At 66.6% G+C, this 21,446-nt stretch carries 21 protein-coding genes; 6 read left to right on the forward strand and 15 right to left on the reverse strand.

The features are described from left to right. Positions 1-181 precede the first annotated feature (181 nt). From ACUCV3_RS02690 to ACUCV3_RS02710, 5 genes are all read right to left on the reverse strand, one after another. Positions 182-1,036, reverse strand: coding sequence for a hypothetical protein (locus ACUCV3_RS02690; RefSeq protein ID WP_017498995.1), 855 nt, complete (start codon positions 1,034-1,036; stop codon positions 182-184). 104 nt (positions 1,037-1,140) lie between these two features. Then, the gene (locus ACUCV3_RS02695; RefSeq protein WP_048939347.1) at positions 1,141-1,734 is read right to left on the reverse strand and encodes a histidine phosphatase family protein; all 594 of its coding nucleotides are present in this window, start codon (positions 1,732-1,734) and stop codon (positions 1,141-1,143) included. Beyond that, positions 1,731-2,531: a 3-deoxy-manno-octulosonate cytidylyltransferase gene (gene kdsB / locus ACUCV3_RS02700; RefSeq protein ID WP_048939348.1), complete on the reverse strand. Its 801-nt coding sequence runs from the start codon at positions 2,529-2,531 to the stop codon at positions 1,731-1,733. The genes ACUCV3_RS02695 and kdsB overlap by 4 nt, the downstream gene beginning before the upstream one ends. A gap of 8 nt (positions 2,532-2,539) precedes the next feature. Continuing rightward, complete coding sequence (locus ACUCV3_RS02705) at positions 2,540-3,547, reverse strand: KpsF/GutQ family sugar-phosphate isomerase (protein ID WP_004208270.1); 1,008 nt, start codon at positions 3,545-3,547, stop codon at positions 2,540-2,542. 298 nt (positions 3,548-3,845) lie between these two features. Next, positions 3,846-4,844, reverse strand: a complete 999-nt coding sequence (locus tag ACUCV3_RS02710) for an NAD-dependent epimerase/dehydratase family protein (RefSeq protein ID WP_048939362.1) — start codon at positions 4,842-4,844, stop codon at positions 3,846-3,848. A gap of 172 nt (positions 4,845-5,016) precedes the next feature. Between ACUCV3_RS02710 and ACUCV3_RS02715 the strand changes: the two genes are divergently transcribed. Both ACUCV3_RS02715 and ACUCV3_RS02720 read left to right on the forward strand, forming a co-directional pair. Next, positions 5,017-6,153: a GNAT family N-acetyltransferase gene (locus ACUCV3_RS02715; protein WP_048939349.1), complete on the forward strand. Its 1,137-nt coding sequence runs from the start codon at positions 5,017-5,019 to the stop codon at positions 6,151-6,153. Next, positions 6,150-7,022 carry a cupin domain-containing protein gene (locus ACUCV3_RS02720; RefSeq protein WP_048939350.1) on the forward strand — a complete coding sequence of 291 codons (873 nt, stop codon included), beginning with the start codon at positions 6,150-6,152 and terminating at the stop codon, positions 7,020-7,022. Before ACUCV3_RS02715 ends, ACUCV3_RS02720 begins: the two co-directional genes overlap by 4 nt. On the opposite strand, the gene ACUCV3_RS02725 is transcribed toward ACUCV3_RS02720, so the two are convergent. The 3 genes from ACUCV3_RS02725 to bla are packed head-to-tail and all read right to left on the reverse strand — an operon-like array spanning position 7,000 to position 9,588. Then, a complete protein-coding gene (locus ACUCV3_RS02725) occupies positions 7,000-8,070 on the reverse strand; it encodes a GNAT family N-acetyltransferase (protein WP_048939351.1) in 1,071 nt (356 codons plus the stop codon). The genes ACUCV3_RS02720 and ACUCV3_RS02725 overlap by 23 nt on opposite strands. A 53-nt stretch (positions 8,071-8,123) precedes the next feature. Further along, a complete protein-coding gene (locus tag ACUCV3_RS02730) occupies positions 8,124-8,489 on the reverse strand; it encodes an Mpo1-like protein (protein WP_048939352.1) in 366 nt (121 codons plus the stop codon). Positions 8,490-8,520: 31 nt separating this feature from the next. Next, positions 8,521-9,588, reverse strand: a complete 1,068-nt coding sequence (gene bla, locus ACUCV3_RS02735) for a class A beta-lactamase (RefSeq protein ID WP_048939363.1) — start codon at positions 9,586-9,588, stop codon at positions 8,521-8,523. Positions 9,589-9,684: 96 nt separating this feature from the next. Between bla and ung the strand changes: the two genes are divergently transcribed. Together ung and ACUCV3_RS02745 are read left to right on the forward strand one after the other, a co-directional pair. Further along, on the forward strand, positions 9,685-10,377 hold the full coding sequence (ung, locus tag ACUCV3_RS02740; RefSeq protein WP_004208277.1) for a uracil-DNA glycosylase: 693 nt from the start codon (positions 9,685-9,687) through the stop codon (positions 10,375-10,377). Then, positions 10,374-11,450, forward strand: coding sequence for a D-alanine--D-alanine ligase family protein (locus tag ACUCV3_RS02745; RefSeq protein ID WP_048939353.1), 1,077 nt, complete (start codon positions 10,374-10,376; stop codon positions 11,448-11,450). Before ung ends, ACUCV3_RS02745 begins: the two co-directional genes overlap by 4 nt. Positions 11,451-11,541: 91 nt before the next feature. Here ACUCV3_RS02745 and rpoZ read toward each other — a convergent pair whose 3' ends face one another. Next, positions 11,542-11,886 carry a DNA-directed RNA polymerase subunit omega gene (gene rpoZ / locus ACUCV3_RS02750; RefSeq protein WP_004208279.1) on the reverse strand — a complete coding sequence of 115 codons (345 nt, stop codon included), beginning with the start codon at positions 11,884-11,886 and terminating at the stop codon, positions 11,542-11,544. Positions 11,887-11,973: 87 nt separating this feature from the next. Between rpoZ and ACUCV3_RS02755 the strand changes: the two genes are divergently transcribed. Continuing rightward, positions 11,974-13,203, forward strand: coding sequence for a phospholipase D-like domain-containing protein (locus ACUCV3_RS02755; RefSeq protein ID WP_048939354.1), 1,230 nt, complete (start codon positions 11,974-11,976; stop codon positions 13,201-13,203). Here the strand turns inward: ACUCV3_RS02755 and ACUCV3_RS02760 are convergent. Beyond that, positions 13,163-15,214 (reverse strand): FUSC family protein, encoded by a 2,052-nt coding sequence (locus tag ACUCV3_RS02760; protein ID WP_048939355.1) that lies wholly within the window; start codon positions 15,212-15,214, stop codon positions 13,163-13,165. The genes ACUCV3_RS02755 and ACUCV3_RS02760 overlap by 41 nt on opposite strands. Positions 15,215-15,569: 355 nt before the next feature. On the opposite strand from ACUCV3_RS02760, the gene ACUCV3_RS02765 reads away from it, so the two are divergent. After that, positions 15,570-17,003 carry a M20/M25/M40 family metallo-hydrolase gene (locus ACUCV3_RS02765; protein ID WP_048939356.1) on the forward strand — a complete coding sequence of 478 codons (1,434 nt, stop codon included), beginning with the start codon at positions 15,570-15,572 and terminating at the stop codon, positions 17,001-17,003. Between the two features lie 63 nt (positions 17,004-17,066). On the opposite strand, the gene ACUCV3_RS02770 is transcribed toward ACUCV3_RS02765, so the two are convergent. The 5 genes from ACUCV3_RS02770 to ACUCV3_RS02790 all read right to left on the reverse strand — a co-directional run bounded on the left by ACUCV3_RS02770 (position 17,067) and on the right by ACUCV3_RS02790 (position 21,167). Continuing rightward, the gene (locus tag ACUCV3_RS02770) at positions 17,067-17,459 is read right to left on the reverse strand and encodes a hypothetical protein (RefSeq protein WP_004208283.1); all 393 of its coding nucleotides are present in this window, start codon (positions 17,457-17,459) and stop codon (positions 17,067-17,069) included. 175 nt (positions 17,460-17,634) lie between these two features. Beyond that, positions 17,635-18,198: a hypothetical protein gene (locus ACUCV3_RS02775; protein WP_026108717.1), complete on the reverse strand. Its 564-nt coding sequence runs from the start codon at positions 18,196-18,198 to the stop codon at positions 17,635-17,637. Next, on the reverse strand, positions 18,191-19,543 hold the full coding sequence (locus tag ACUCV3_RS02780; protein ID WP_048939357.1) for a sensor histidine kinase: 1,353 nt from the start codon (positions 19,541-19,543) through the stop codon (positions 18,191-18,193). Before ACUCV3_RS02780 ends, ACUCV3_RS02775 begins: the two co-directional genes overlap by 8 nt. Beyond that, positions 19,536-20,234: a response regulator transcription factor gene (locus tag ACUCV3_RS02785; RefSeq protein WP_048939358.1), complete on the reverse strand. Its 699-nt coding sequence runs from the start codon at positions 20,232-20,234 to the stop codon at positions 19,536-19,538. The genes ACUCV3_RS02780 and ACUCV3_RS02785 overlap by 8 nt, the downstream gene beginning before the upstream one ends. A 102-nt stretch (positions 20,235-20,336) precedes the next feature. Next, positions 20,337-21,167 carry a sulfite exporter TauE/SafE family protein gene (locus tag ACUCV3_RS02790; RefSeq protein WP_004208288.1) on the reverse strand — a complete coding sequence of 277 codons (831 nt, stop codon included), beginning with the start codon at positions 21,165-21,167 and terminating at the stop codon, positions 20,337-20,339. Between the last annotated feature and the right edge of the window lie 279 nt (positions 21,168-21,446).

The raw sequence follows: 21,446 nt of genomic DNA on the forward strand, positions 1-21,446 counted from the left end.
ATTTACCGCTTGCATCCGATGGAGCGACCACAGATACTATTCCGCTAACCACCCATCGTGCCCATTCAGCTGGCATCATGTCGCGGCCGTCCCATATCTGGGGTAGTCGTCTCACGGCTCCGAATGTTGTTTGCTCCGCTCCAGGGACGCTGGCCTTCGGCTTAGCCGGCTGGGAAGCCCGCTATTTCTTCGGGAACAGCAGGGTGAAGATCATGCGGATGCCCCATTCGGGGCCGCCGTCGGGCGAGACGGCATAATATTTGCCGCCAAGGCCCACCTGCACCGCCTGATCGCCGACCTTGGTCAGTTGCGTGACGGTGAGATTGACCGGGATCAGCCAGTCCTTGCCCTTCCAGTCATAGGCGGCTTCGGCATTGATGCCATAGGTGGTGGCGTGGGACGTGGTGTGGCTGAAGAAGGGCTGCATGAAGCTGGCGCTGACGTCGGAACGGTCGTCCTTGCCGGCGATCGACCAGATATGATTGCCGAGGAAACCGACCGTGTTCTGGCCCATCTGCTTGAGCAGCACGACGGTCGGGCCGGCGCCCCACTTGTCCCCGCCCAGATAGCGATCGGTTGCCGAGGGATAGAGGATGGCGGGGCCCACGCCCCAGATGATGCCCTTATTCTCCTTGGGCGAGAAGAAGAAGCTCTGGGTGATATCGCCAAGGCCGAAGGCATCCGTGCCCGGTCCCTGATAGCTATTCTGCGCGACGACCGGCACGATGGTGCGCACGATCATGTTCCAGTCCTTGCCGACGCTGATCGGCACCACCGGCTGGATATTCAGCGTCGACTTGATGCCATCATCCCCGGCGCCGAAGTCGAGATTTTCCTGGAACGGCACGCTGATCAGCGAGGCGACCGGGTTGGACAATTGCAGCGCCAGATCCTGGTCGCTGCCGCCCGCCGGCGGTGGGCCGGAGGTGATGGCAGGCGCTGCCGGCGATCCCGCATCCTGCGCGATCGCCGGCAGCGGCGCCATGGCGACCAGGCCTGCGAGCCAGGCGATCTTGCGATGATATCCGGTCTGCATGGCCAAGCGCCTTCCCCTTTCGAACATTCTGCGCGGGGACAGAATGACCCGATCAAGAGCGGGGGCCAATCGCGGGCTTTGCGGAGATCGGCCGGGAATAATCCTTAGGGGCGCTCGTCCCAGCGCAACAGCCGCACCTGGCCCGGCGCATCGACGACCAGTTCGCCAAAGGCCCCGGTGCGCAGCTTGAGCTGGCCATAAGCGAGGCCCAGCGCCAGCACGGCGAAGCGGGCGGCGCCGTTGCTGGTGACCAGCAATTCCGTCCCCTCCCCTTCCGCGGCGAACCAGGTGCGCCAGGCAGCGATGCGTGCGGGGGCGTCGACGGTCCAGCCATCGGGCGCGATCCCGTCCCGGTCCCAGGCGGCGATCGCCGCTTCGCCGAGCCGCGCAACGACGGTCGCCTCGGGCTGCCCCTCGTCCGGGCCATGGTCGATCTCGTCGAGCCAGGGCAGGATGGCGTCGATCGGATGGTCGAGCGCGGCCGCGATCGGCGCCGCAGTCTGGCGCGCGCGCTGCAACGGGCCGCTGTAGAGGCGCACGGCGCCCAACGACCGAGCCGCGAAATAGCTGGCGAGACGCTGGGCCTGGGCCATGCCACTGTCGACCAGCGGAATGTCGGTGCCGGCCCCGACCCGGCGCGCATCGGCGCTGGAGGCGAAGGTGTTGCCGTGGCGGATGACGAAGATGCGCCGGCTCATGACAGGGCCGGCGTCGGGTCTCCATGGGCGGCAATCAGCGCCTCGACCCGCTGGATATCGGCCTCGGTATCGATGCCGCTGCTGTCGAAAACGGGCAGATCGACCGGGACGGTCATGATATCGATGCCCAGTTCCAGCAGCCGCAACTGCTCCAGCCCTTCCAGATTTTCGAGCGCCGTGGGCGGCGATGCCTCGAACCGGGCAAGCGCGTCATAGGCATAGCCATAGAGGCCGACATGACGCCAGACGGGGGATATGGGACCGGCTGCGCGCAGCCTGTTCTCGTCGCGGATGGCGGGAATGATCGTCTTGGAGAACCAGAGCGCCCGGCCATCCGCACCGCGCGCGCAGGTCGTGCCGCTGAAGGGCGAGCGTTGCTTATGCTCGCGCAGCGCATCGAGCGCGGCCCAGTCGAGCCCGATCACCGGGGTCGCGACCTGCGCGCCGGCATCCAGCGCCTCGATCACCGCGCCCAGCGCTCCCTTGGGCTGGAAGGGCGAATCCCCCTGGAGATTGACGACGAAGTCGGGCTGGGTGGCCTGCGCGCGGGCAGCAGCGAGCGCGCGGCCGGAGCCGGTAGCGATCGCGCTGTCGGTCATCACCGCGTCGCAGCCGGCGGCCTGCGCATGGGCTGCAATCTCGTCATCATCGGTGGCGACGACCAGAGCGACGCCGGCGCGCGAACCGATCGCCGCGCGCGCCATGGCGATCGTGCGATGCAGCAGGCTGCGCCCCGCAATGAGGCGCAGCGGCTTGCGCGGCAGGCGGGACGAACCCGCCCGCGCCGGAATGACCACCAATATGGTCAGGCGACCCCGGCGTGCAGCAGATCATGCATGTGAAGCGCGCCGACCAGATCGCCATCCTCGCACACGAACAGCAGGGTGATGTTGCGATCGTGCATGATGCGCAGCGCTTCCGACGCCAGTTCGTCGGGACCGATCGACTGCGGCGTCACGGTCATGAAACGGCCGACCGCATCGGTCAGATTCTGCTTGCCGGTCACGGCCCGGCGCAGATCGCCATCAGTGAAGGCGCCGATCAGTTGGCCACCCTGGTCGACGATGGCCGTGCCGCCAAGGCGCGCACGGGTCATCTCGATCGTGGCGTCGAGCAGCGAGGAATCCTCGCACACCCGCGGCACGTCGCTGCCCGCCGACATCAGTTCGCGCACCTTGACGAGCTGTGCCCCGAGACGGCCATTGGGGTGGAATTTGTAGAAATCGTCGGCCGAAAAGCCGCGCATTTCCATCAGCGACATCGCCAGTGCGTCACCAAAGGCCATCTGCAAGGTGGTCGATGTGGTGGGCGCCAGCATGTTGGGGCAGGCTTCGCGCACCGCCGGCATCAGCATGCAGACATCGGCAGCCTCGGCCACGGTGCTCTGCGCCTGCGCCGTCATCGCCAGCAGCGGGACGCCGAAGCGCTTGCAATAATGGATGATCGGCCCGAGTTCGGTGGATTCACCCGAATGGGACAGCATCAGCACGACATCGTCCGGCGTCACCATGCCCAGATCGCCATGGCCGGCATCGGCCGGATGCAGGAACAGCGCCGGCGTGCCTGTGGAGGTGAGCGTCGCCGTCATCTTGCGCGCGACGATGCCGCTCTTGCCGATGCCGGTGACGATCACCCGTCCCCGGACATTGATGATGATACCGACGAGCCGCAGGAAGGCGGCGGAAAATTCCCGGTCGGAAAATTTGGCTTCGAGTGTATTGAGCCCCCTGGCTGCCAGGGCGAGACTGCTGCACGCCGTCTCCACAATATGCGCACCCGAGCCGAAAGGAACGATCTTCGAAACTGTCGACACGCTTCTTGCCCTTTTTTCCGCGTATCGCCGCCGACATGCTCCGGCTGACGCCCGCGGTGTCGATGCGCCTTGCCAGCGCAGCGTCCATCCCTTGTTCCGCGACCCCAGGCCGATTTCGCAATCAGCACCCTGCAACTGTCTACGCCGTTTCAGGCACTTATGGCAATCCATTTCGCAAGTGCGGCAAGGGGCACTGAAGTCGGAAGGCAGGGGGAATGGGGCAGAAATACAAGATGAAATGAGCCAAATTATCGACAAGCCGAGGAACTTTTCGACAGCTCGACATATGCCGCAACACTCAGAGGCGATGATAGTCGCGATACCAGTTGACGAATCGGGGCACGCCCGACTCGATCCCGGTGGTGGGCGCAAAGCCGATATCCTGGGCAATCGCACTGATGTCGGCGAAGGTCGCCGGCACGTCGCCCGGCTGCATCGGCTGGAAGTCCAGCTGCGCCTTGCGCCCCACAGCCTCCTCCAGCACGGCGATCAGGTGCATCAGTTCCTCGGGCCGATTATTGCCGATATTGTAAAGCCGATGCGGCGCCCGGCTGCCGCCCGCCTTGAGCGCGCCGTCGTCGCCCGGCGGGGAATCAAGGCAGCCGATCACCCCGGCGACGATGTCGTCGATATAGGTGAAGTCGCGCTGCATCCGGCCATGGTTGAAGACCGGTATGGGTTCGCCGGCGAGGATCTTCTGGGTGAAGATCCACATCGCCATGTCGGGCCGGCCCCAGGGACCATAGACGGTGAAGAAGCGCAGTCCCGTCATCGGCACGCGGAACAGATGGGCATAGGTCTCGCTCATCAGCTCGTCCGCCCGCTTGGTCGCGGCATAGAGGGAGACCGGATGATCGGTGCGATCCTCCACCCGGAAGGGCAGCACCTCATTGCCGCCATAGACGGATGAGGAGGAGGCGTAGACCAGATGACGCACCCGCCGTTCCCGCGCCAGTTCGAGCATGTTCACATGGCCGGCAAGGTTGGAGCGGACATAGGCATGGGGGTTGATCAACGAATAGCGCACGCCGGCCTGGGCGCCGAGATGGACGATCGCCTCGATCGGATGATCGGCGAGCAGCGCCTGAAGTGCGGGCATGTCGGCAAAGTCCAGTTCGGCGAAGGTGAACAGCTTGCCATGGCGCTGTTCGAGCGCCGCGATCCGGTCGCGCTTGAGCGAAACCTGATAATAGTCGTTGAGATTGTCGATGCCGATCACGGCACGCCCGTCGGCCAGCAGCCGGTCCGCCACCGCCATGCCGATGAAGCCGGCCGCGCCGGTTACCAGGATCGTCAAAGCGTCATCCTCCTTGATCGGGCCGACAGGCGGGTCGCCGCCAGAGCCATGGCGGTTCACAGACAATCCGACGCGCGATGTAAAGCCCTTTCCCTCATAAGCCGTTCGATACAGGCTTCCATGCGGCGGAATACTTAGGCATTCCCTAATCTTTCCCGGCTAAGGCGAGGCGATGGACATGGCAGCGCACCCATCTCCCCCCTTTGCATCCGACAGCCTGGCGCTGACGGACCCGCGCGCGCGCTGGGCGACCCTCGCCGCAGATGCGGCCGAACCCAATGCCTTCTATGCGCCCGACCTGTTGGCAGCGGCGATCGACCATCTGGCCAGCAATGGTGACGTGCGTCTGATCGAGGCGCAGGCGGATGGCGATCTGATCGGCCTTTTGCCGGTGACGGTGCAGGCGCGCCATGGCCGCTTGCCGATCGGCTGCGTCGCCAACTGGATGCACGACCATTGTTTCTTCGGCGCGCCGCTGATCCGGCGTGGTCAGGAGATGGCGGCGTGGCGCAGCCTGCTGGCGCAACTGGACGAGGCGGAATGGGCGCCCCATTTCCTGCATCTGCGCGCACTGGATGCGGCCGGCGCCAATGCCGCCGCGCTGGAAGCACTGTGCGTCGAACAAGGGCGCGGCCGGCGCGAGGTGCATCGCCATGACCGGGCAATGCTGCGATCCGACCTGTCGGCCGACGCCTATTGGGAAACCCATGTCCGCGCCAAGAAGCGCAAGGAAATCCGCCGCCTGCAGAAGCGACTGGCGGAACTGGGGACGGTCGAGCAGCGATTGTTGGACGATGGCACGGACCTGCCGCGCTGGTGTGGCGACTTTCTGGCGCTGGAGGCGTCCGGATGGAAGGGCCGCGAGGGCAGCGCATTGGCGAGCAGGCCGGATGACATCGCCTTCTTCCGCGCCGCCTGCGCCGCGGCCTTTGCGGCGGGTCGGCTGCATTTCCTGCGCATCGACCTGGATGGCCGGGCGATCGCGATGCTGGTCAATTTCCGCCATGGCGACGGCGCCTTTTCCTTCAAGATCGCCTTTGACGAGGAGATGGGCCGCTTTTCACCCGGCGTGCTGATCGAGATAGCCAATCTGCACGCAGTGCAGGATGATCCGGCGATCGGCTGGATGGACAGTTGCGCCGCCGCCGATCATCCGATGATCGACAGCCTGTGGGCCGAGCGCCGCAGCATCGTCCAATATCGTATCGCCCTGCAGGGCAAGGGCGCGACGCGCCTGCGCCGGGCAGCGGCCTTTGCATTGGCCGGCGGGGTCGAACGGATCGCCAGCCGCATGAAAGGACAGGAATGACCGTGCATAGCCCGATGGCGCCCGCCACCGACGCGCCGCATTTTTCGGACAGCGCGCGCGCCGCCTTTGCCGCCGCCTATCCCGACCAGCCGACCAAGCTGACGCATCAATTGGTCGGGCATGCGCTGCTGACGCTGGATGCGCTGGCGACGCTGGCCGAGCGGATGCCGGCGAGCGCGGTCGAATATAATCTGGGCAAGCTGCCGCTGGGCGTGCGGCCGGAGGATACGCCTTCCAATGGGCTGAGCCTGGCCGAGACGATCCGCACGATCGAGAGCAATGGCAGCTGGGCGGTGCTGAAGAATGTCGAGCGCGACCCGGCCTATGGCGCGTTGCTGGACGCGGCGCTGGCGGAGCTGGAGCCGATCGTCGCGCGCAGCACCGGACCGATGCTCCACCGCGAGGCCTTCATCTTCCTGACCTCCCCCGGCAGCGTCACCCCGTTCCACATGGACCCGGAGCATAATATCCTGCTGCAGATCATGGGGGCCAAGGTGATGACCGTGTTCCCGGCGCGCGACGAGGAACTGGTGCCGGCGCAAAAGAGCGAGGAATTCCACAATGGCGGCCATCGCAACCTGATCTGGCAGGACGGGTTCAAGGCGCGCGGCACCCCCTTTCCGCTCAGCCCCGGCGAGGCCGTGCATGTGCCGGTCAAGGCCCCGCATTTCGTGGAAAATGGCCCGGCCGTATCGATCAGCCTGTCGATCACCTGGCGGTCCGACCGCAGCGTGGCGGAGGGCGAACTGCACAGTTTCAACGCCCTGCTGCGCAAGCGCGGCCTGCCGACCGGCACGGTGAGCGAACGCCCCGAGCAACAGGGCATTCGCCGCTTCGTCTATCGGGTCATGCGGAAGCTGGGCGTTTAAGGATCCTGCGCGCCAGCGCCTCGGCCTCCAGCCGGGGGCTGAAACGCTCGACATGCCACCATTCCAGCGCTTCCTCGCGCGTGGAGAGGCTCTGCTTGTAGCGATCCTTGCCGGCGAGCAGCGAATAGAGCCGGAAATCCTGCGCGGCATAATGGCCGACGGCGGCGGCGTGACAGAGCAGGCCCGGCTTGTCCTTGGCGGTGCGTGGCTGGGCGAAGGCGGACTGATAGTTCATCGCCTGCCCGTCCTGCACGAAATTGACCAGCAGGCCGACCGGGCCGCCGGCATCGGCAAAGCGCAGCAGTTCGACCGCGCCCGATGGCAGGCCGCGGGCCGCGATGGTGGCGACGAACTGGCGAAAGCCCTGATCGTCCCAGGCATTGTCGGCATGGCGCCCCATGTTGAGCGCGGCCATCTCGTCCAGCCAGGGGGCGATGTCATCCAGCGTGCCGACCGTGACGTCGGGCAGCGGCCCGCCATGATCCTTCATCGCGCGGCGAATCTGGCTGCGCGTATTGCTGCTGAGCAGCGAGAGATAGTCGCCATCGGCGGCGCGCACGGCATCGAGATCGACCTGGTAGACGGGCGAGGCATCGACCCGCAATTTGCGGCGAGCAGGCAGGCCCAGCAGCGGCGAATCCGGGGCGATGCCGCTCAGCCGCAATACACGCCAGTCTCGGCGCCGGGCGATGGCGTCGATCGCGGCAGCGACGGCCGCCGCCTCCTGCCCGCGCGCGGCGAGCAGGCCATTATATTCGACATAGGGCCGGTCGATCACCGGATCGCCCGACTGGTTGAGGCTGAGCGTCGCCACCGGGCCGAGCAGGCGCGGGCGCATCGCATGGCCGACCAGCGCCAGCGCGACATCCTGTCCGCTTTCATCGGTGACAGCGAGCAGTTCGGTTCGCACGCCATAGCTGTCGAGCCAGGCCCCCACCCAGGTCCAGCGCAGGAAGAAGGACGCATCGCTGCGCGCCTCCAGCGCCTGCCAGCGGGCGGCCAGCGCCGACCGGTCGGTCGGCAGGGAGAATGTCGCGGTGAGCCCCATCGCGCCCCTCTTGTGACAGAGCGGCGGCGGGAATCAAGCGGGTGTGCTGTGGATCACACTCGAATGCGACGCTGCGGATCGACCGTGCCGTCGGCGCGGATGCCGGCCCGAACCAGATCGCGGCGCATATGGCCGGTCAGGAAGCGCTGGAGCATCACGAAATCGGCGCGCAGCGACCAGAGTGGATAGCGGAAGGTGGCGGGGCGATTGCGCTCGATAAGCATATGGCTGACCCAGGCGAAGCCATAGCCGGCGACCGGCAGCGCAGCGGCCAGCCACCATCGCCCCGTAATGGCCGCAGTGGCCGCGATGCCGACCACCAGGCTGGTCCCGGCATAATGCATGGCGCGCGTCGCGGGCCGGGCATGTTCCTGCAGATAATAGGGCCAGAAGTCCCGGAACCGGGTGATCTGGGTCATAAGGGGCATCCTCTCTGTTATGCCCCATCTTTTATACGTGGACGTTCAACTTGTTAAGCGCCACGCGCCGCTTGGGCGCAAAGAGGAAATAATCATAGGCCGCACGGGCGGCCTGGGCCATGATCTGGTCGCGCGAGACATGGCCCCGGCTGTCCTTCATCACGAACACGGTGATGGCGAAGCGGCGGCCATCGGGTAGGCCGATGATGCCGACATCATTGCCGACGCCGTTGAGCGACCCGGTCTTGTGCGCGACCGGGGTGCCGGGCGGCAACATGCCCGACAGACGCAGCTTGCCGGTCTGGCAATGGCCCATGATGGTGAAGAGCAGTTGCGTGCTGTCCGGCTTCAATGCCTTGCCCGATTCATAGGCGACCAGCAGCTGGTTCATCGCCAGCGGCGTCGCCGTGTCGCGCGGATCGAGCATGAAGTCCATGTTCGGCAGGTCGCGCACGTCGCGCCGCTGGATCATCGGATCGGCGCGGCGGGCGGCGCCGGCATTCTGCTGGAAGGTGCCGGACTGGGGATTGATACCCATGGCGCGGTAGAGAAGATGCGCGGTATCGCTATCGACGCGCAGGCCATGGATGCCGAGGCCGGCGACGAAATCGCTGACCGCCTTCGGCCCGCCGGCGCGGGCGACCAGCACGTCGGTCGCATTATTGTCGCTGCGCGTCAGCATCAGGTCGAGCAACTGGCTGACCGGCAGAGTCGCGCCGGGGCGCGAGAACATCCAGGCGATGCCGCCCTCGCTCGCCAGCGCTGGATCGAGCGCGAGCCGGTCGTCGAGCTTCAGGCTGCCGGCATCGACCAGCGAGAGGATACGGCCCGCGACCGCGACCTTGTAGGCGCTGGCCATGGGGAAGAGGGTGTCGCCATTGCGCGACTGGACCTCGCCGGTCTGCAGATCCTGCACCGCGACACCGACCGTGCCGTCCGACAAAGCGGCAAAGCGATCAAATTCCGCCAGGAGATGCGCCTCCGCCGTCAGCAGCACTTGCGGCCGGGGCGGCGGACCGAAGGCATCGGCGCTCGGCAAGGGCGCAAAGAACAGGCCAAGGGCGGCGCAGCTGGCGCCAATTTGACGGAGAGACGGCATGGCCCGTCTGTCGCCCATCATGGGTCGGGTGGCAAGATATTTGATCGGCTTTTCCCGCGGTTGACGCAGGCATGCCGGGGGTTCATCACGCCGGCCATGAACGACACCATCAAGCTGCACGAAAGCTGGCGCGCGCCGCTGCGCGACCAGTTCGCCAGCCCCCATATGCAGGGCCTGAAACAGTTCATCGAAGCGGAAAAGGCGGCGGGCAAGCGCATCTTCCCCAAGGGGAATGAATATTTCCGGGCGCTGGACCTGACGCCGCTGGACCAAGTGAAGGTGGTGGTGCTGGGGCAAGACCCCTATCATGGCGAGGGCCAGGCGCATGGCCTGTGCTTTTCGGTCCAGCCCGGCGTGCGGACGCCGCCCTCGCTGGTCAATATCTACAAGGAGCTGGAAAGCGACCTCGGCCTGCCGCGCGCGCGGCACGGCTTCCTGGAGCATTGGGCGCGGCAGGGCGTGCTGCTGCTCAACAGCGTGCTGACGGTCGAGATGGGCCGCGCCGCGTCGCACCAGGGCAAGGGCTGGGAGACGTTCACGGACGCGATCGTCCGGCTGGTGGCGCAGAAGGAGGAGCCGGTCGTGTTCCTGCTGTGGGGCGCCTATGCCCAGCGCAAGGCCGGCTTCGTCGATTCCGGGCGCCATCTGGTGCTGAAGGCCGCCCATCCTTCGCCACTGTCGGCGCATAACGGCTTTCTGGGCTGCCGCCATTTCTCGCAGGCCAATGACTTTCTGGAGGCCAAGGGGCGCGGCGCGATCGACTGGCGCCTGCCGGAGGTGGTGGCATGAGCGGGCCGGCGGTCGCCCTGCTCTATCAGGCGCTGCCGCCGCCGGTGATCGACGGGCTGCGCAAGGATGCCAAGCCCGGCGGCTATTCCGACGGTGGGGCCGATATCGGCTTTGCATTGAAGGGGCTGGGCCGCACGGTGGTAACGCCGGTGCCCGCGCCCGATCCGGCGCAGGCGATGCAATGGGTATTCCCCGACACGGCCGACGGGATAGCAGCCGCGATCGCGGCGGGCGCCGACACGATCTGGGCCAATAGCGTGCTGTTCGAGGGGCATCCGATCGAGGCCGTGATGGGCCAGGTCGCGATCGTCGGCCAGACCCCGGCCGCCACGCAGAAATATGACGACAAGTTCGCCACCAACCGGATGCTGGAACAGGCCGGCTTGCCGGTGGCGCGCGGTTTTTTGCTGGCTGATCGGCCGAGCCAAGGCGTGCATGCGCTGGCCGATGTCGGGCAACTCCTGACCGATCTGGCCATTCCCTTCCCGCTGATCGTGAAGCCCGTGCGTGGCCGGGGCAGCCAGGGCGTGACGCTGGTGCGCGATGCCGATGCGCTGAACGCCGCGGCCCGCAGCCTGATCGACGAGGGCAAGTTCGGCACGCTGCTGATGGTCGAGGAATTTCTGGACGGCGAGGAAATGACCATTACTGTCCTGCCGCCGGCCGCGCCGCGCCCGTCAGGCGAAAGGGGCGACCGCCATTTCGCGCTGCGCCCGGTGCTGCGCTTCGACCAGAAGGACGGTGTCGCCCCCTATAATGGCGATGTCGCGGTGACGCAGAACAGCGTCGCGATCGGCCCGGAACGGATGACGGAGGCGCCGGTGCTGGCGATGCTGGATGCCTGTGTGAAGGCGGCCGAGCTGGTGGAATCGCGCGCGGTGATCCGCATCGACTGCCGCGCCGATACCAGCGGCCAGTTTAAGCTGTTCGACCTCAACATGAAGCCGAACATGACCGGTGCGGGCCGGCCGGGGCGCGCAGACCAGGATTGCCTGTCGGCGATCGCCGCGCGGGCCGATGGCTGGTCCTATGCCGACATGCTCGACGCGATGCTGGCGACGGCCTGGAAATAACGCACCAGAATCCGGTGCCCAGAATCATTGAGGCCCGGTCCCGCTTGCGCGGGCCGGACCCCTTCCCTCTCCAAACCGGAAAGTGGAAAAATCAGCCGTCGTAATCGCCGCCGATATTCTGGTTGCGCGGCGGAGCCGCTGCGGTCAGGCGCAGGGCCTCCGCCGACTGGGCGATCGAACCGATTTCATCGGGCGTATCGTCGTCGTCAATCTGGACCTTCTGCAGCGACGCAACGACCGAATCATGCAGGTCGGCGGGCAGAATGGTTTCCTCGGCGATTTCGCGCAGGGCGACGACCGGATTCTTGTCGCGGTCACGCTCAAGCGTCAGCTCGGCGCCACCGGAAATTTCACGCGCGCGCTGGGCGGCGAGCAGGACGAGATCGAAACGGTTGGTAACCTTGTCGACGCAATCTTCGACGGTGACGCGGGCCAATCGGGCCTCCTGAAAAATCAATAGGGAATCTTGAACTTGGCGCCTAGCAGTGGCGGCCTGTCGAGTCAATGAAAAGCCCATAAAGCCATGGCGCGCCGCGGCAAAGCGGCGCATGAAGGGGCCATGGCGTCGCGACAACAGCAAGCCCCGACCAGCCCGATCAGCGTCACGCTGAACGGCAACCGACTGACCGTCATCGAAGAAGGCGCGGCGCTGCGCGATGCGCTGGTCAGACTGATCGACGGCGCGCGCACGAGCCTGAAACTCTATTATTATATCTTCGCCGACGATGGCAGCGGCCGGCTGATCTGCGAGCGGCTGGTGGCGGCGCGGGCACGCGGCGTGGCCGTGACGCTGATGATCGACGGCTTCGGATCGTCCGATACGCCCGACAGCCTGTTCGCCCCGCTGATCGCGGCGGGCGGCCATTTCGGCCGGTTCGGGACGCGCCGGTCGACCCGCTACCTGATCCGCAATCATCAGAAGATCGCCCTGGCCGACGACAAAAGGCTGATGATCGGCGGCTTCAATGTCGAGGATGGCTATTTCGGCATACCCGCCGACGATTGCTGGCGCGACCTGGGGCTGCTGCTGGAAGGGCCGCAGGCCGAGGCGATGGCGCGCTGGTATGGCCAGCTATGGCGCTGGGTCACGAGCAAGGGGCAAAGGTTCCGCACCCTGCGGGCGATGGTGCGGCACTGGCACCCATCGCTGCACCATGATCCGGCCGATCCGTTTCGCTGGCTGATCGGCGGGCCGACCCGGCGGCTGAGCCCCTGGGCGCAGGTGGTGAAGCATGACATGGACCGGGCGCAGCGACTGGACATGGTCGAGGCCTATTTCTCGCCCGGCCGGGGCATGATGAAGCGGATCGCCCGCGCCGCCCGGCGCAAGGGCGCGCGCCTGATCCTGCCGGCCCTGTCGGACAATGGCGCGACGATCGCGGCGGCACGGCTGCTCTATGGTCCGCTGCTGCGACGCGGCGTCGAGATATATGAATATCAGCCCTGCAAGCTGCACATGAAGCTGATCGTGATCGACGATGCGGTCTATATCGGATCGGCCAATTTCGACATGCGCAGCCTGTTCCTCAACCTGGAGCTGATGCTGCGGGTGGAGGATGCCGGCTTTGCCGAGGCGATGCGCAGCTTCATCACCCAGCGGACGGGCGAGAGCCGGCAGATTTCGCTGGAGACCTATCGCACCAGCCGCACCGGCCTGACGCTGATCAAGCAGTGGATCAGCTATCTGCTGGTCGGCGTGCTGGACTATACCGTCACGCGGCGGCTGAATTTTCGCGATCCCGACGCGGACTGAGCGGAATATCGGGCGCGATGTTGCGGCGCAGGCTGGTGAGCGCCAGCAGCGCCAGCCGCCGATCATCGACCGCGCCGTTCCGGCCGATCGTGGCGAGCGCCGTATCGATGGCCCGCACCAGCGCAGGATCGGGATCGGCCTGCCCCCTGGCGCCAAGCCGATCGAAATGCTGGCGCACCCGCCCCAGCACGACATCGAGCAGCCGGTCGTCGCGGGCATGGGCGCGCACCCGGAAGCGGTGGAGATCGTCGAGCGACATGCCCACGCGCGTGTCGCGCAGGATATCGAGCAAGGGCGCGGTGGTGTCGCTGCCCAGTTCGGCAAGGCGCGGGGTCAGCAGGCCGATACGGTCGAGCATGGTGTTGATCCATTTGACTGTATCGGGCTGCTGGCGCGGATCGGTGCGCAGGGCAAGATCGCGCCAGCCCGCCCGGAGCAGGCGCAGCGCGGATTGTTCGGCGCCCACGGTGCGAACCATCTTGAGCGCCCAGACCGCGAGCAACGCGCCCAGCATCTGGGCGATGGCGGCATTGGCGAAACTGTCGAACTGCCCGGTATAATAGCCATCGAGGCCCATCAGGCCGGGCAGCGAGAGGATCATGCCGATCGCCATCGCCGCCAGCCGCCGCCGCACCATCATCGCACCGACCAGCAGGAAGGCCGGCGCCAGCACTGCGACCAGAACCGGAAAGTCGGACACGCGCGGCAGGATGGCAAAGGCATAGGGCGCGGCCACCAGCACCGCGCAGCAGGTGCCCTGCCACACTTTCCAGGCAGCAGGCGCGGGATCGTCCATATTGCTGAACAGGGCACAGATGATGCTGGCGATGACGACCGCCCCTGCCCCGGCCGGCCAGGCCGACAGAATCCAGAGCAGGCAGCCGATCAGCACGGTGAGGCTGGTCGCCAGCGCGCCGCGCAGCGCTAGGCCATAATCGCGATGCAGGACGCGGCGGCGGGCGTTGCGGATCGCTTCCCGCGCGGGCGGTGACAGGGGGATGCGATCGGCGCCCATCGCCGCCTGCAACTCGCGGCAGATGGCATGGACGGCGACCAGTTCGGCCAGCCGGTCGAGCATGCTGAGCTGCAATGCCGCGTGCCAGGCGAAGGGCAAGCGGCAATCGGGTTCGCAGGCACGGGCGCGGGCGCGCAGCGCTTCAGGCGAGGCCCCCTCCCCGTCCGGCGCGCCCAGCCAGGCGACGACATCATCCAGCAGGACATGGACCGCCGGCGGCAAGGCATCGGCCCGCTGCAACTGGCGACAGCGATCCTCGACCGCGCTGGCCAGCGGCAGCAGCAGGCAAAGCTGCGTCTCCAGCGCGCGCAACACCCCGGCCTTCAGCCGCAGCGCGCTGCTTTCGAACGGCAAATGGGTGGCAAGCTGGTGCAGTTCGTGGATATCGGTCGCCAATTGCCGGCGGTCGCGGGTCACGACCGCATCGCCATGGTCGACCCGCAGGGAATCGCGCGACCAGCGTTCCGCGTCGATCATGATCGCATCGATCCGCGCCTGGAGGCGAGCCGACACGGTGCGCGGGAAGACGAGGCTGTGGACCAGCGTGGCCGAGGCGATGCCGATGCCGATTTCCTGGGCGCGCAGGCTAGCGGCGGTGAAGATCGTCGCCTGCGCCTCGACCGCCGGGAAGGCGACGATGCCGGCGGTATAGCCCGCCAGCAGGAAGGTATAGGCGCGCGGGGTCCGGTCGAGCAGCGCGACGAAGGTGCAGAGCCCGAGCCACAGCGCCAGCGCGAGCGAGAGAAGTTCGGGGGCATTGCCGAGCAATGGCACCAGCAGGATCGCCACGCCCGCGCCGATGACGGTGCCGAGCAGGCGGAACATCGCCTTGGACGACACCGCGCCGGCGAGCGGCTGGGCAACGATATAGGCGGTGATGATCGCCCAATAGGGCCGGTCCAGCCCGATCCGCAGCGCGATATAATAGGCCAGCATCGCCGCGATAAAGGCCTTGAGCGTGAACAGCGCGTCATGGCCGCCGTAGCGATCGGCCATCCAGCGCGCTTGTGGCAAGGCAGGCGTCACGCGGCACATCCAGCATCATCGGGCGGGGCCAGGCAGGGCGGCGACGCCGGTCGGGAGAATGAAAGCCGGACGCGTCGGCCCGCCACGCCGGATCGGGCGCGCATTGCTGGAGCTTCAGGCAAACCCTCTATGCGCCTGTCCATGTGGCGAAACAATATGAGCCCAAGGCACAGCCATTGTGCATGATATGCACAACCAAACAGGGCCAGCGGGCATCAATCATCCCCTTGCCGCCGCCCCCGGCTTTCTGCACAGTCGCGCCGCCCAGCCGGGCCAGGGAGACGCATTTCCAAGCGTCGCACAATCAGAACAAGGACATCGCCCCATGCCATCCCGTCGCTTAGTTGCCGCCTTGCCCGCCGCCGCGCTGCTGGCCGCCAGCCTCAGCCCGCTGCACGCCGCTACCGCGGCCGACACGCAGGCCCGCGCCGGCGAAGCCGCCTTCCGCACCCTCTACAAGGAACTGGTGGAGACCGATTCGAGCTGGCCCAATGGCAGCTGCACGCTCGCCGCCGAACAGATTGCGACGCGGCTGAAGGCGGCGGGCTATGCCGATGGCGATATCGCTGTCGTGGTCGATCCGGCCCATCCCAAGGAAGGCAATCTGACCGCCGTGCTGCGCGGTTCGAACGCCAAGCTGCCCGCGCTGCTGCTGCTCGCCCATATCGACGTGGTCGCGGCCAAGCGCGCGGACTGGAGCCGCGATCCCTTCACCCTGATCGAGGAAGGCGGCTATTTCTATGGCCGGGGCACGTCGGACGACAAGGCGATGGCGGCGAGCTTCGCCGACGCCATGATCCGTTTCAAGCAGGAAGGCTACAAGCCCAAGCGCACGATCAAGATGGCGCTGACCTGTGGCGAGGAGACGGAGAAGGCACTGAACGGCGTCGAATATCTGCTGAAGAACAAGCCCGATGCGATGGCGGCCGGATGGGCGCTCAACGAAGGCGGCGGCGGGTCGCTGGACGAAAATGGCAAGCCGGTCAGCCATGGCGTGCAGGCGGGCGAGAAGGTCTATCAGGACTTCACCTTCACCGCGACCGCGCCGGGCGGCCACAGTTCGCGCCAGGAACCGCATTTCAACGCGATCGGCTGGATGGCGCAGGCGCTGGCCAATGTGAACGCCTATGATTTCCCGGTGAACCTGACCCCGGCGGCCAAGGCCTATTTCGGCGCGTCGGCGCCGCTCTATCCCAAGCTGTCGCAGCCGATGGCGGCGGTCGGCGCGGGCAAGGCGACCGAGGCGGACTATGCCGCGATCTCGGCCGCCAATCCGAGCTGGAACGCCACCCTGCGCACCACCTGCATCCCGACGCTGATCAATGGCGGCCATGCCCCCAATGCCCAGCCCCAGTCGGTGACCGCGAACGTCAATTGCCGCATCATTCCGGGCGAGGATGTCGAGGCGGTGCGTGCCAAGCTGGCGCAGGTGGGCGGCGACGAGAAGGTCAAGGTGACGCTGGCCGATCCGCCGCAGCCCAAATCGTCGGCGCCGCAGCTGACGCCGCAGATCATGGCGCCGATCGAGGCGCTGACCAAGGAGATGTGGCCGGGCGTGCCGGTGATCCCGCGGCTTGCGACCGGGGCGACCGACGGGCGCTTCACCAATGCGGCGGGCATCCCCACCTATGGCGTGTCGGGCATGTTCGCCGACCCCGATGGCCAGGGGGTCCATGGCCTCAATGAGCGCATCCGGGTCAAGTCGCTGCTCGACGGCCGCGCCTTCCTCTATCGCCTGACCAAGGCTTACACACAGTAATGCGAAAAGGGCTGGCCCGGATAACCGGACCAGCCCTTTTTACTTGGGCCAGCGCCGCGCGGATCAGCGGCCGCTGCTGCCCAGCACCCGGACTTCGCCGACCGGATAGCCCTTCTCGGCCATTTCCTTGGCATAGTCGCCACGGGCATCGGCCAGTTCGGTGCGATATTCCTCCCAGGCGTCGCGATTATCCTCCGCATCGCTGGAATGGCGCAGATCCTTGGTCAGTTCCTTGCGCGCCTCGGCCAGGTCGGTCTGATAATTGAACCAGTAGTTGTTCTCCACGCCGGCGATCGGCGCTTCATAGACAAGCTGGTCCTCGACCGACGCCAGCTGTTCCTCATAGCTCACCGGGCCTTCACCCGGAGCCGGGCCACGCGCCTGGGGCTGGGCCATGGCGGCGATCGGGGTCATGCCGACCATGGCGATGGCGGTCAGAAGCATCGAACGGTTCATGACGTTTCTCCTCTTTCCTCATCGAACCTGCGGCAATAACGCACCGGGACCGGCATTTTGCGCCTGAACGGATGTGCAGAATGGACGAAGCGAGGCGCGGCGGCGGTGGGCCGCAGCGCCAAAAAGGGCCGAATATCGGGCTTTTCCGCCCTGTTTTCAGGCAATTGGGATCAGATCAGCGGATCACCAGATAGAAGGTCGCCGGCGCGCTGCCGCCATTTTCTATCTCGATCGCATAGCGTTCGGTGAACAGCGGTAGCCAGGCGCAATCGGCCTGCGGCGCGGCGACCGGCTTGGCGCACAGCGTGCCGCCATCGGCATTGCGCACCCGGACCGACAGGGATGCCGCCATGCCGGTGGCGCGCGCCACCGAAATCTGCGCGCGCTGGCCGGCAAGGAACAGCTGGCGCAGCGTCACCCGCCCGCCCGCCGCCAGAGACCCGCGGCGATAGGCGGGGCCGAGCGCGCGACCGCGATAGACTGGCCCTGCATGGACGGCGCCGCCGGCCTGCGCCTGCTGCGACCAGAGGGTGGACAGGTCATCCTGCCCCTCGGCCGGGCGCGCGCCGAGCAGCTTGAGAGTGTCGGCCGCCGCCGCGAGTGCGGCTTGATCGCCGCGCGCCTGCGCCAGATCCCCCTCCGCCAGGGTGCGCATCAGCGCATCGGTCGGCATCGGCTCCTCGACCACCGCGACCGGACCGACGCCCAGCATCAGCAGGGGCAGGAAGAGCCTAATCATCCGCCATCTCCGGCTGCACGACGAAGCGGGCGCCGGGCGCGGCATCCTCGACATGGATGGTCAGGCCATGGCGTTCGGCAATCGCACGGGCCAGCGCCAGCCCCAGACCATGGCCGCTGCCGGGCGACGGATCGAGCCGGACATAGCGGTCGAAGACCAGTTCGCGCGCATCGGCCGGGATGCCCCGGCCATTATCCTGCACGATGATGAGCGGGCCCGGCGCCAGGCTGAGCAGCACGCTGCCGCCGCGCGGCACATATTTGAACGCATTGTCGAGCAGGTTGGACAAGAGCCGGGTGATCTGCATCGGATCGGCGCGGAAAGATATGCCCGGCGCCACCATCGCGTTGAAGGCGATGCCCAGATCCTCCGCGCTGGCGCCATAAAGGTCCGCCAGATTGTCGGCAATCTCGCTGAGGTCGACATCGGCAAGGCCCCGGCGATCGCCGCGCAGCGCCTGGGTGCCGGCAATGTCGAGCAGGGAATCGAGCAAGCGCACGACGCTGCGTATCTCGTCGCGCGACCGCCCCAGGGTGCGCAACAGCCCCTCATCCCCAGTCCGTTCCATCGCTTTCAGGATACGCGTGTCGAGATGCATCAGCGGGGTGCGGATCTCGTGCGCGGTCTGATCCGACACGGAGCGCTGGGCCTCCATCAACCGCTGCACCTGATCCAGCATCGCATTGGTGTTGGCGGCCAGTTCAGCCAGTTCGTCGCTCGCCCCGGTGGCGCGTGCGCGCGCACCGATATCGCCGGCGCGCACCGCGTCGAAGACATGGTTGATCCGTTCGACCCGGCGTCGCAGGCGGCGCGCCGCGAAATGGCCGGCGGCAAGGCTGAGCAGGGCGACGATGGCCCCGGCGATGGCAAAGGCGATGGCGAGCCGGGTCTGCAGCGCCCGCGCCCGAACATTGCTGCGCCCGACGATCAGCCGGGTGTCGGGGCCAAGCAGCGTCGCCCGCGCGAACATGCGGTCGCCGCCCGGCAGGCGAATCAGCCGGGCCTCGGACACTTCGGACGCCAAGGCGGGCCAGTGATCGATATTGCCCGCCACCCGGCGCCCGGCCGCATCGGCGAGCAGATAATAGGCCTTTTCGCTGTCGCCGCGCTCCATCGCCAGCCGATCGGCGATCCGCGCCCTCAATTCCGCCTCGCCGCTGCTGACATAGATGTCGGCCAGGCCCGCCAGATCGGTATCGACCTCTCGCCCCAGCATCACGCGCCCGTCGGTCTCGACGATCCGTTCGACCACCAGGAACAGCACCAGCGTGGACGCCAGGCTGACCAGCAGGGCCGACAGCGTGACCCGGCCGAAGACCGAGCGCAGCAGGCCGAACCTAGCCATGGGCGGCGATCAACCGATAGCCGGTGCCCCAGACCGTCTCCAGCACGACGCTATCGAACCCTTCCTCCAGCTTGCGGCGCAGGCGGCCGACATTGACGTCGACGACGTTGGTCTGGGGATCGAAGCTGAGTTTCCACACATGGCGCAGCAGCATTTCGCGCGTGACCACTTCGCCGGCATGTTCCATGAGGTAGCGGAACAGCGCGAATTCCTTGGGCGACAGCGGCACATGGCGGCCCGCGCGATGGGCGGTGCGCGCCTTAACATGGCATTCCAGGTCGCCGAACAGCAGCACCGAATCCTGCTGCAACCGCCCGGCCCGGCGCCACAAAGCGCGCACGCGGGCGACCAGTTCGTCCGGCTCGAAGGGCTTGGCCATATAGTCATCGACGCCGCTTTCCAGCCCCTCGACCCGATGCTCGCTGCGGCCGAGCGCGGACAGCATCAGCACCGGCGCCTCGATCCCGGCGACGCGCATGCGCGTCACCACGTCGATGCCCGAAAGATGCGGCAGGGTGCGATCGAGGATGATGACATGATAGCGGCCCGATGCGGCGCGCTTGAGCCCTTCGGCGCCATCCTCGGCCAGGTCGACGACCATGCCGGCGCGGGCGAGGATTTCGGCAATATTGGCGCGGGCCGCCGGGTCATCTTCCACCAGCAGCACGGAAATCGGGTCGGTTTGCGCCATCTTCACCGCCTGTCAGATAGCGCGAACGGCCGCCAGTGACAAAGCCTGTTAAGGCGGTCACTGGCGGCCGTTAAGAAATACAGCCGGATTATCAGATCATTATCAGATCTTGAGCCCCGCGCGCAGCATCAGCGCACCGATGATCAGCAGATAGACGCCGAAAATCTTCTTCAGCGGCCCGGCGGGCAGGCTGTGGGCGGCGGCCACGCCCAGCGGCGCGGTCAGCATCGACATCGATGCGATCGCTATCGTCGCGGGGATGTTGATATAGCCCAGCGAACCCCAGGGCAGGCCGCCTTCGCGGAAGCCGATGATGGCAAAGCCGATGGTGGTCGGGATGGCGATCAGCGTGCCGATGCCCGATGCGGTGGCGATGGCGCGGTGGATGGTGCGGCCGCACAGCGTCATCGTCATGATGGCAATGGTGCCGCCGCCGATGCCCAGCAGCGAGGAAAAGGTGCCCAACCCGCCTGCAATGCCGATGCGCGCCAGCCCCGACGGCATCTGGTCGCTGATCACCTTGCCGTTCAGCACCGGGATCAGGAAGTTGAGCGACATCAGGATGACGCCTGCGCCAAAGATCATCTTGAGCGTCCGGCCATCGACATGGCCCGCCAGCACGACGCCCGCGCCGCAGCCCAATATGATCCAGGGCGCCCATGTCTTGAGGACGTCGAACTCCACCGCCCCGCGCTTGGAATGCGCCAGCAGCGATCGGATGGAGGTCAGGATGATCGTCGCAGCCGACGTGCCGATCGCGACATGGGCGATGCCGTCCTTCGTCCCGCCCAGCAGCGGCAGCACGACCAGCAGCGCCGGCACGACGACGAAGCCGCCGCCGATGCCGAAGATGCCGGCGGCAAAGCCGGCGAGCAGGCCGGCGGCCAGCATGGCAACCAGTGGCACGAGCCAGGTCATGATATCACCGGACATCAGCACGCCCCTTTCTGCAGTGCGCGACCGGCGCGCATGATGGAGCGATCGCCTTTTTGGATCAAGGCGGCGAATGTGGGGAAATCGACCATGATGTTAAACCATGCCTCTCTTCGGCGGAACCAGGATGCATGGGGGGCATGTGGTCATGTCCCCCTGCCCGACTAGACGAACGAGGTCTTGGAACCCGCAAGAGAATCCATGGCGTTTATTTGACAATCGGGAAACAAAGCCCGGCGACGCGACGTCGCGCCAGACGAAAAACGGCGCAAAATAAAA

The organism is Sphingobium sp. VMM, from assembly GCF_056790315.1.

Coding starts and splice junctions, on each gene's coding strand:
- ACUCV3_RS02695 (WP_048939347.1), bottom strand. CDS start 1,734: ATGAGCCGGCGCATCTTCGTCATCCGCCACGGCAACACCTTCGCCTCC.
- ACUCV3_RS02780 (WP_048939357.1), bottom strand. CDS start 19,543: ATGGCTAGGTTCGGCCTGCTGCGCTCGGTCTTCGGCCGGGTCACGCTG.
- ung (WP_004208277.1), top strand. CDS start 9,685: ATGAACGACACCATCAAGCTGCACGAAAGCTGGCGCGCGCCGCTGCGC.
- ACUCV3_RS02690 (WP_017498995.1), bottom strand. CDS start 1,036: ATGCAGACCGGATATCATCGCAAGATCGCCTGGCTCGCAGGCCTGGTC.
- ACUCV3_RS02720 (WP_048939350.1), top strand. CDS start 6,150: ATGACCGTGCATAGCCCGATGGCGCCCGCCACCGACGCGCCGCATTTT.
- ACUCV3_RS02785 (WP_048939358.1), bottom strand. CDS start 20,234: ATGGCGCAAACCGACCCGATTTCCGTGCTGCTGGTGGAAGATGACCCG.
- ACUCV3_RS02725 (WP_048939351.1), bottom strand. CDS start 8,070: ATGGGGCTCACCGCGACATTCTCCCTGCCGACCGACCGGTCGGCGCTG.
- ACUCV3_RS02755 (WP_048939354.1), top strand. CDS start 11,974: ATGGCGCGCCGCGGCAAAGCGGCGCATGAAGGGGCCATGGCGTCGCGA.
- ACUCV3_RS02790 (WP_004208288.1), bottom strand. CDS start 21,167: ATGTCCGGTGATATCATGACCTGGCTCGTGCCACTGGTTGCCATGCTG.
- ACUCV3_RS02730 (WP_048939352.1), bottom strand. CDS start 8,489: ATGACCCAGATCACCCGGTTCCGGGACTTCTGGCCCTATTATCTGCAG.
- bla (WP_048939363.1), bottom strand. CDS start 9,588: ATGCCGTCTCTCCGTCAAATTGGCGCCAGCTGCGCCGCCCTTGGCCTG.
- ACUCV3_RS02775 (WP_026108717.1), bottom strand. CDS start 18,198: ATGATTAGGCTCTTCCTGCCCCTGCTGATGCTGGGCGTCGGTCCGGTC.
- ACUCV3_RS02760 (WP_048939355.1), bottom strand. CDS start 15,214: ATGGCCGATCGCTACGGCGGCCATGACGCGCTGTTCACGCTCAAGGCC.
- ACUCV3_RS02770 (WP_004208283.1), bottom strand. CDS start 17,459: ATGAACCGTTCGATGCTTCTGACCGCCATCGCCATGGTCGGCATGACC.
- ACUCV3_RS02765 (WP_048939356.1), top strand. CDS start 15,570: ATGCCATCCCGTCGCTTAGTTGCCGCCTTGCCCGCCGCCGCGCTGCTG.
- ACUCV3_RS02715 (WP_048939349.1), top strand. CDS start 5,017: ATGGACATGGCAGCGCACCCATCTCCCCCCTTTGCATCCGACAGCCTG.
- ACUCV3_RS02745 (WP_048939353.1), top strand. CDS start 10,374: ATGAGCGGGCCGGCGGTCGCCCTGCTCTATCAGGCGCTGCCGCCGCCG.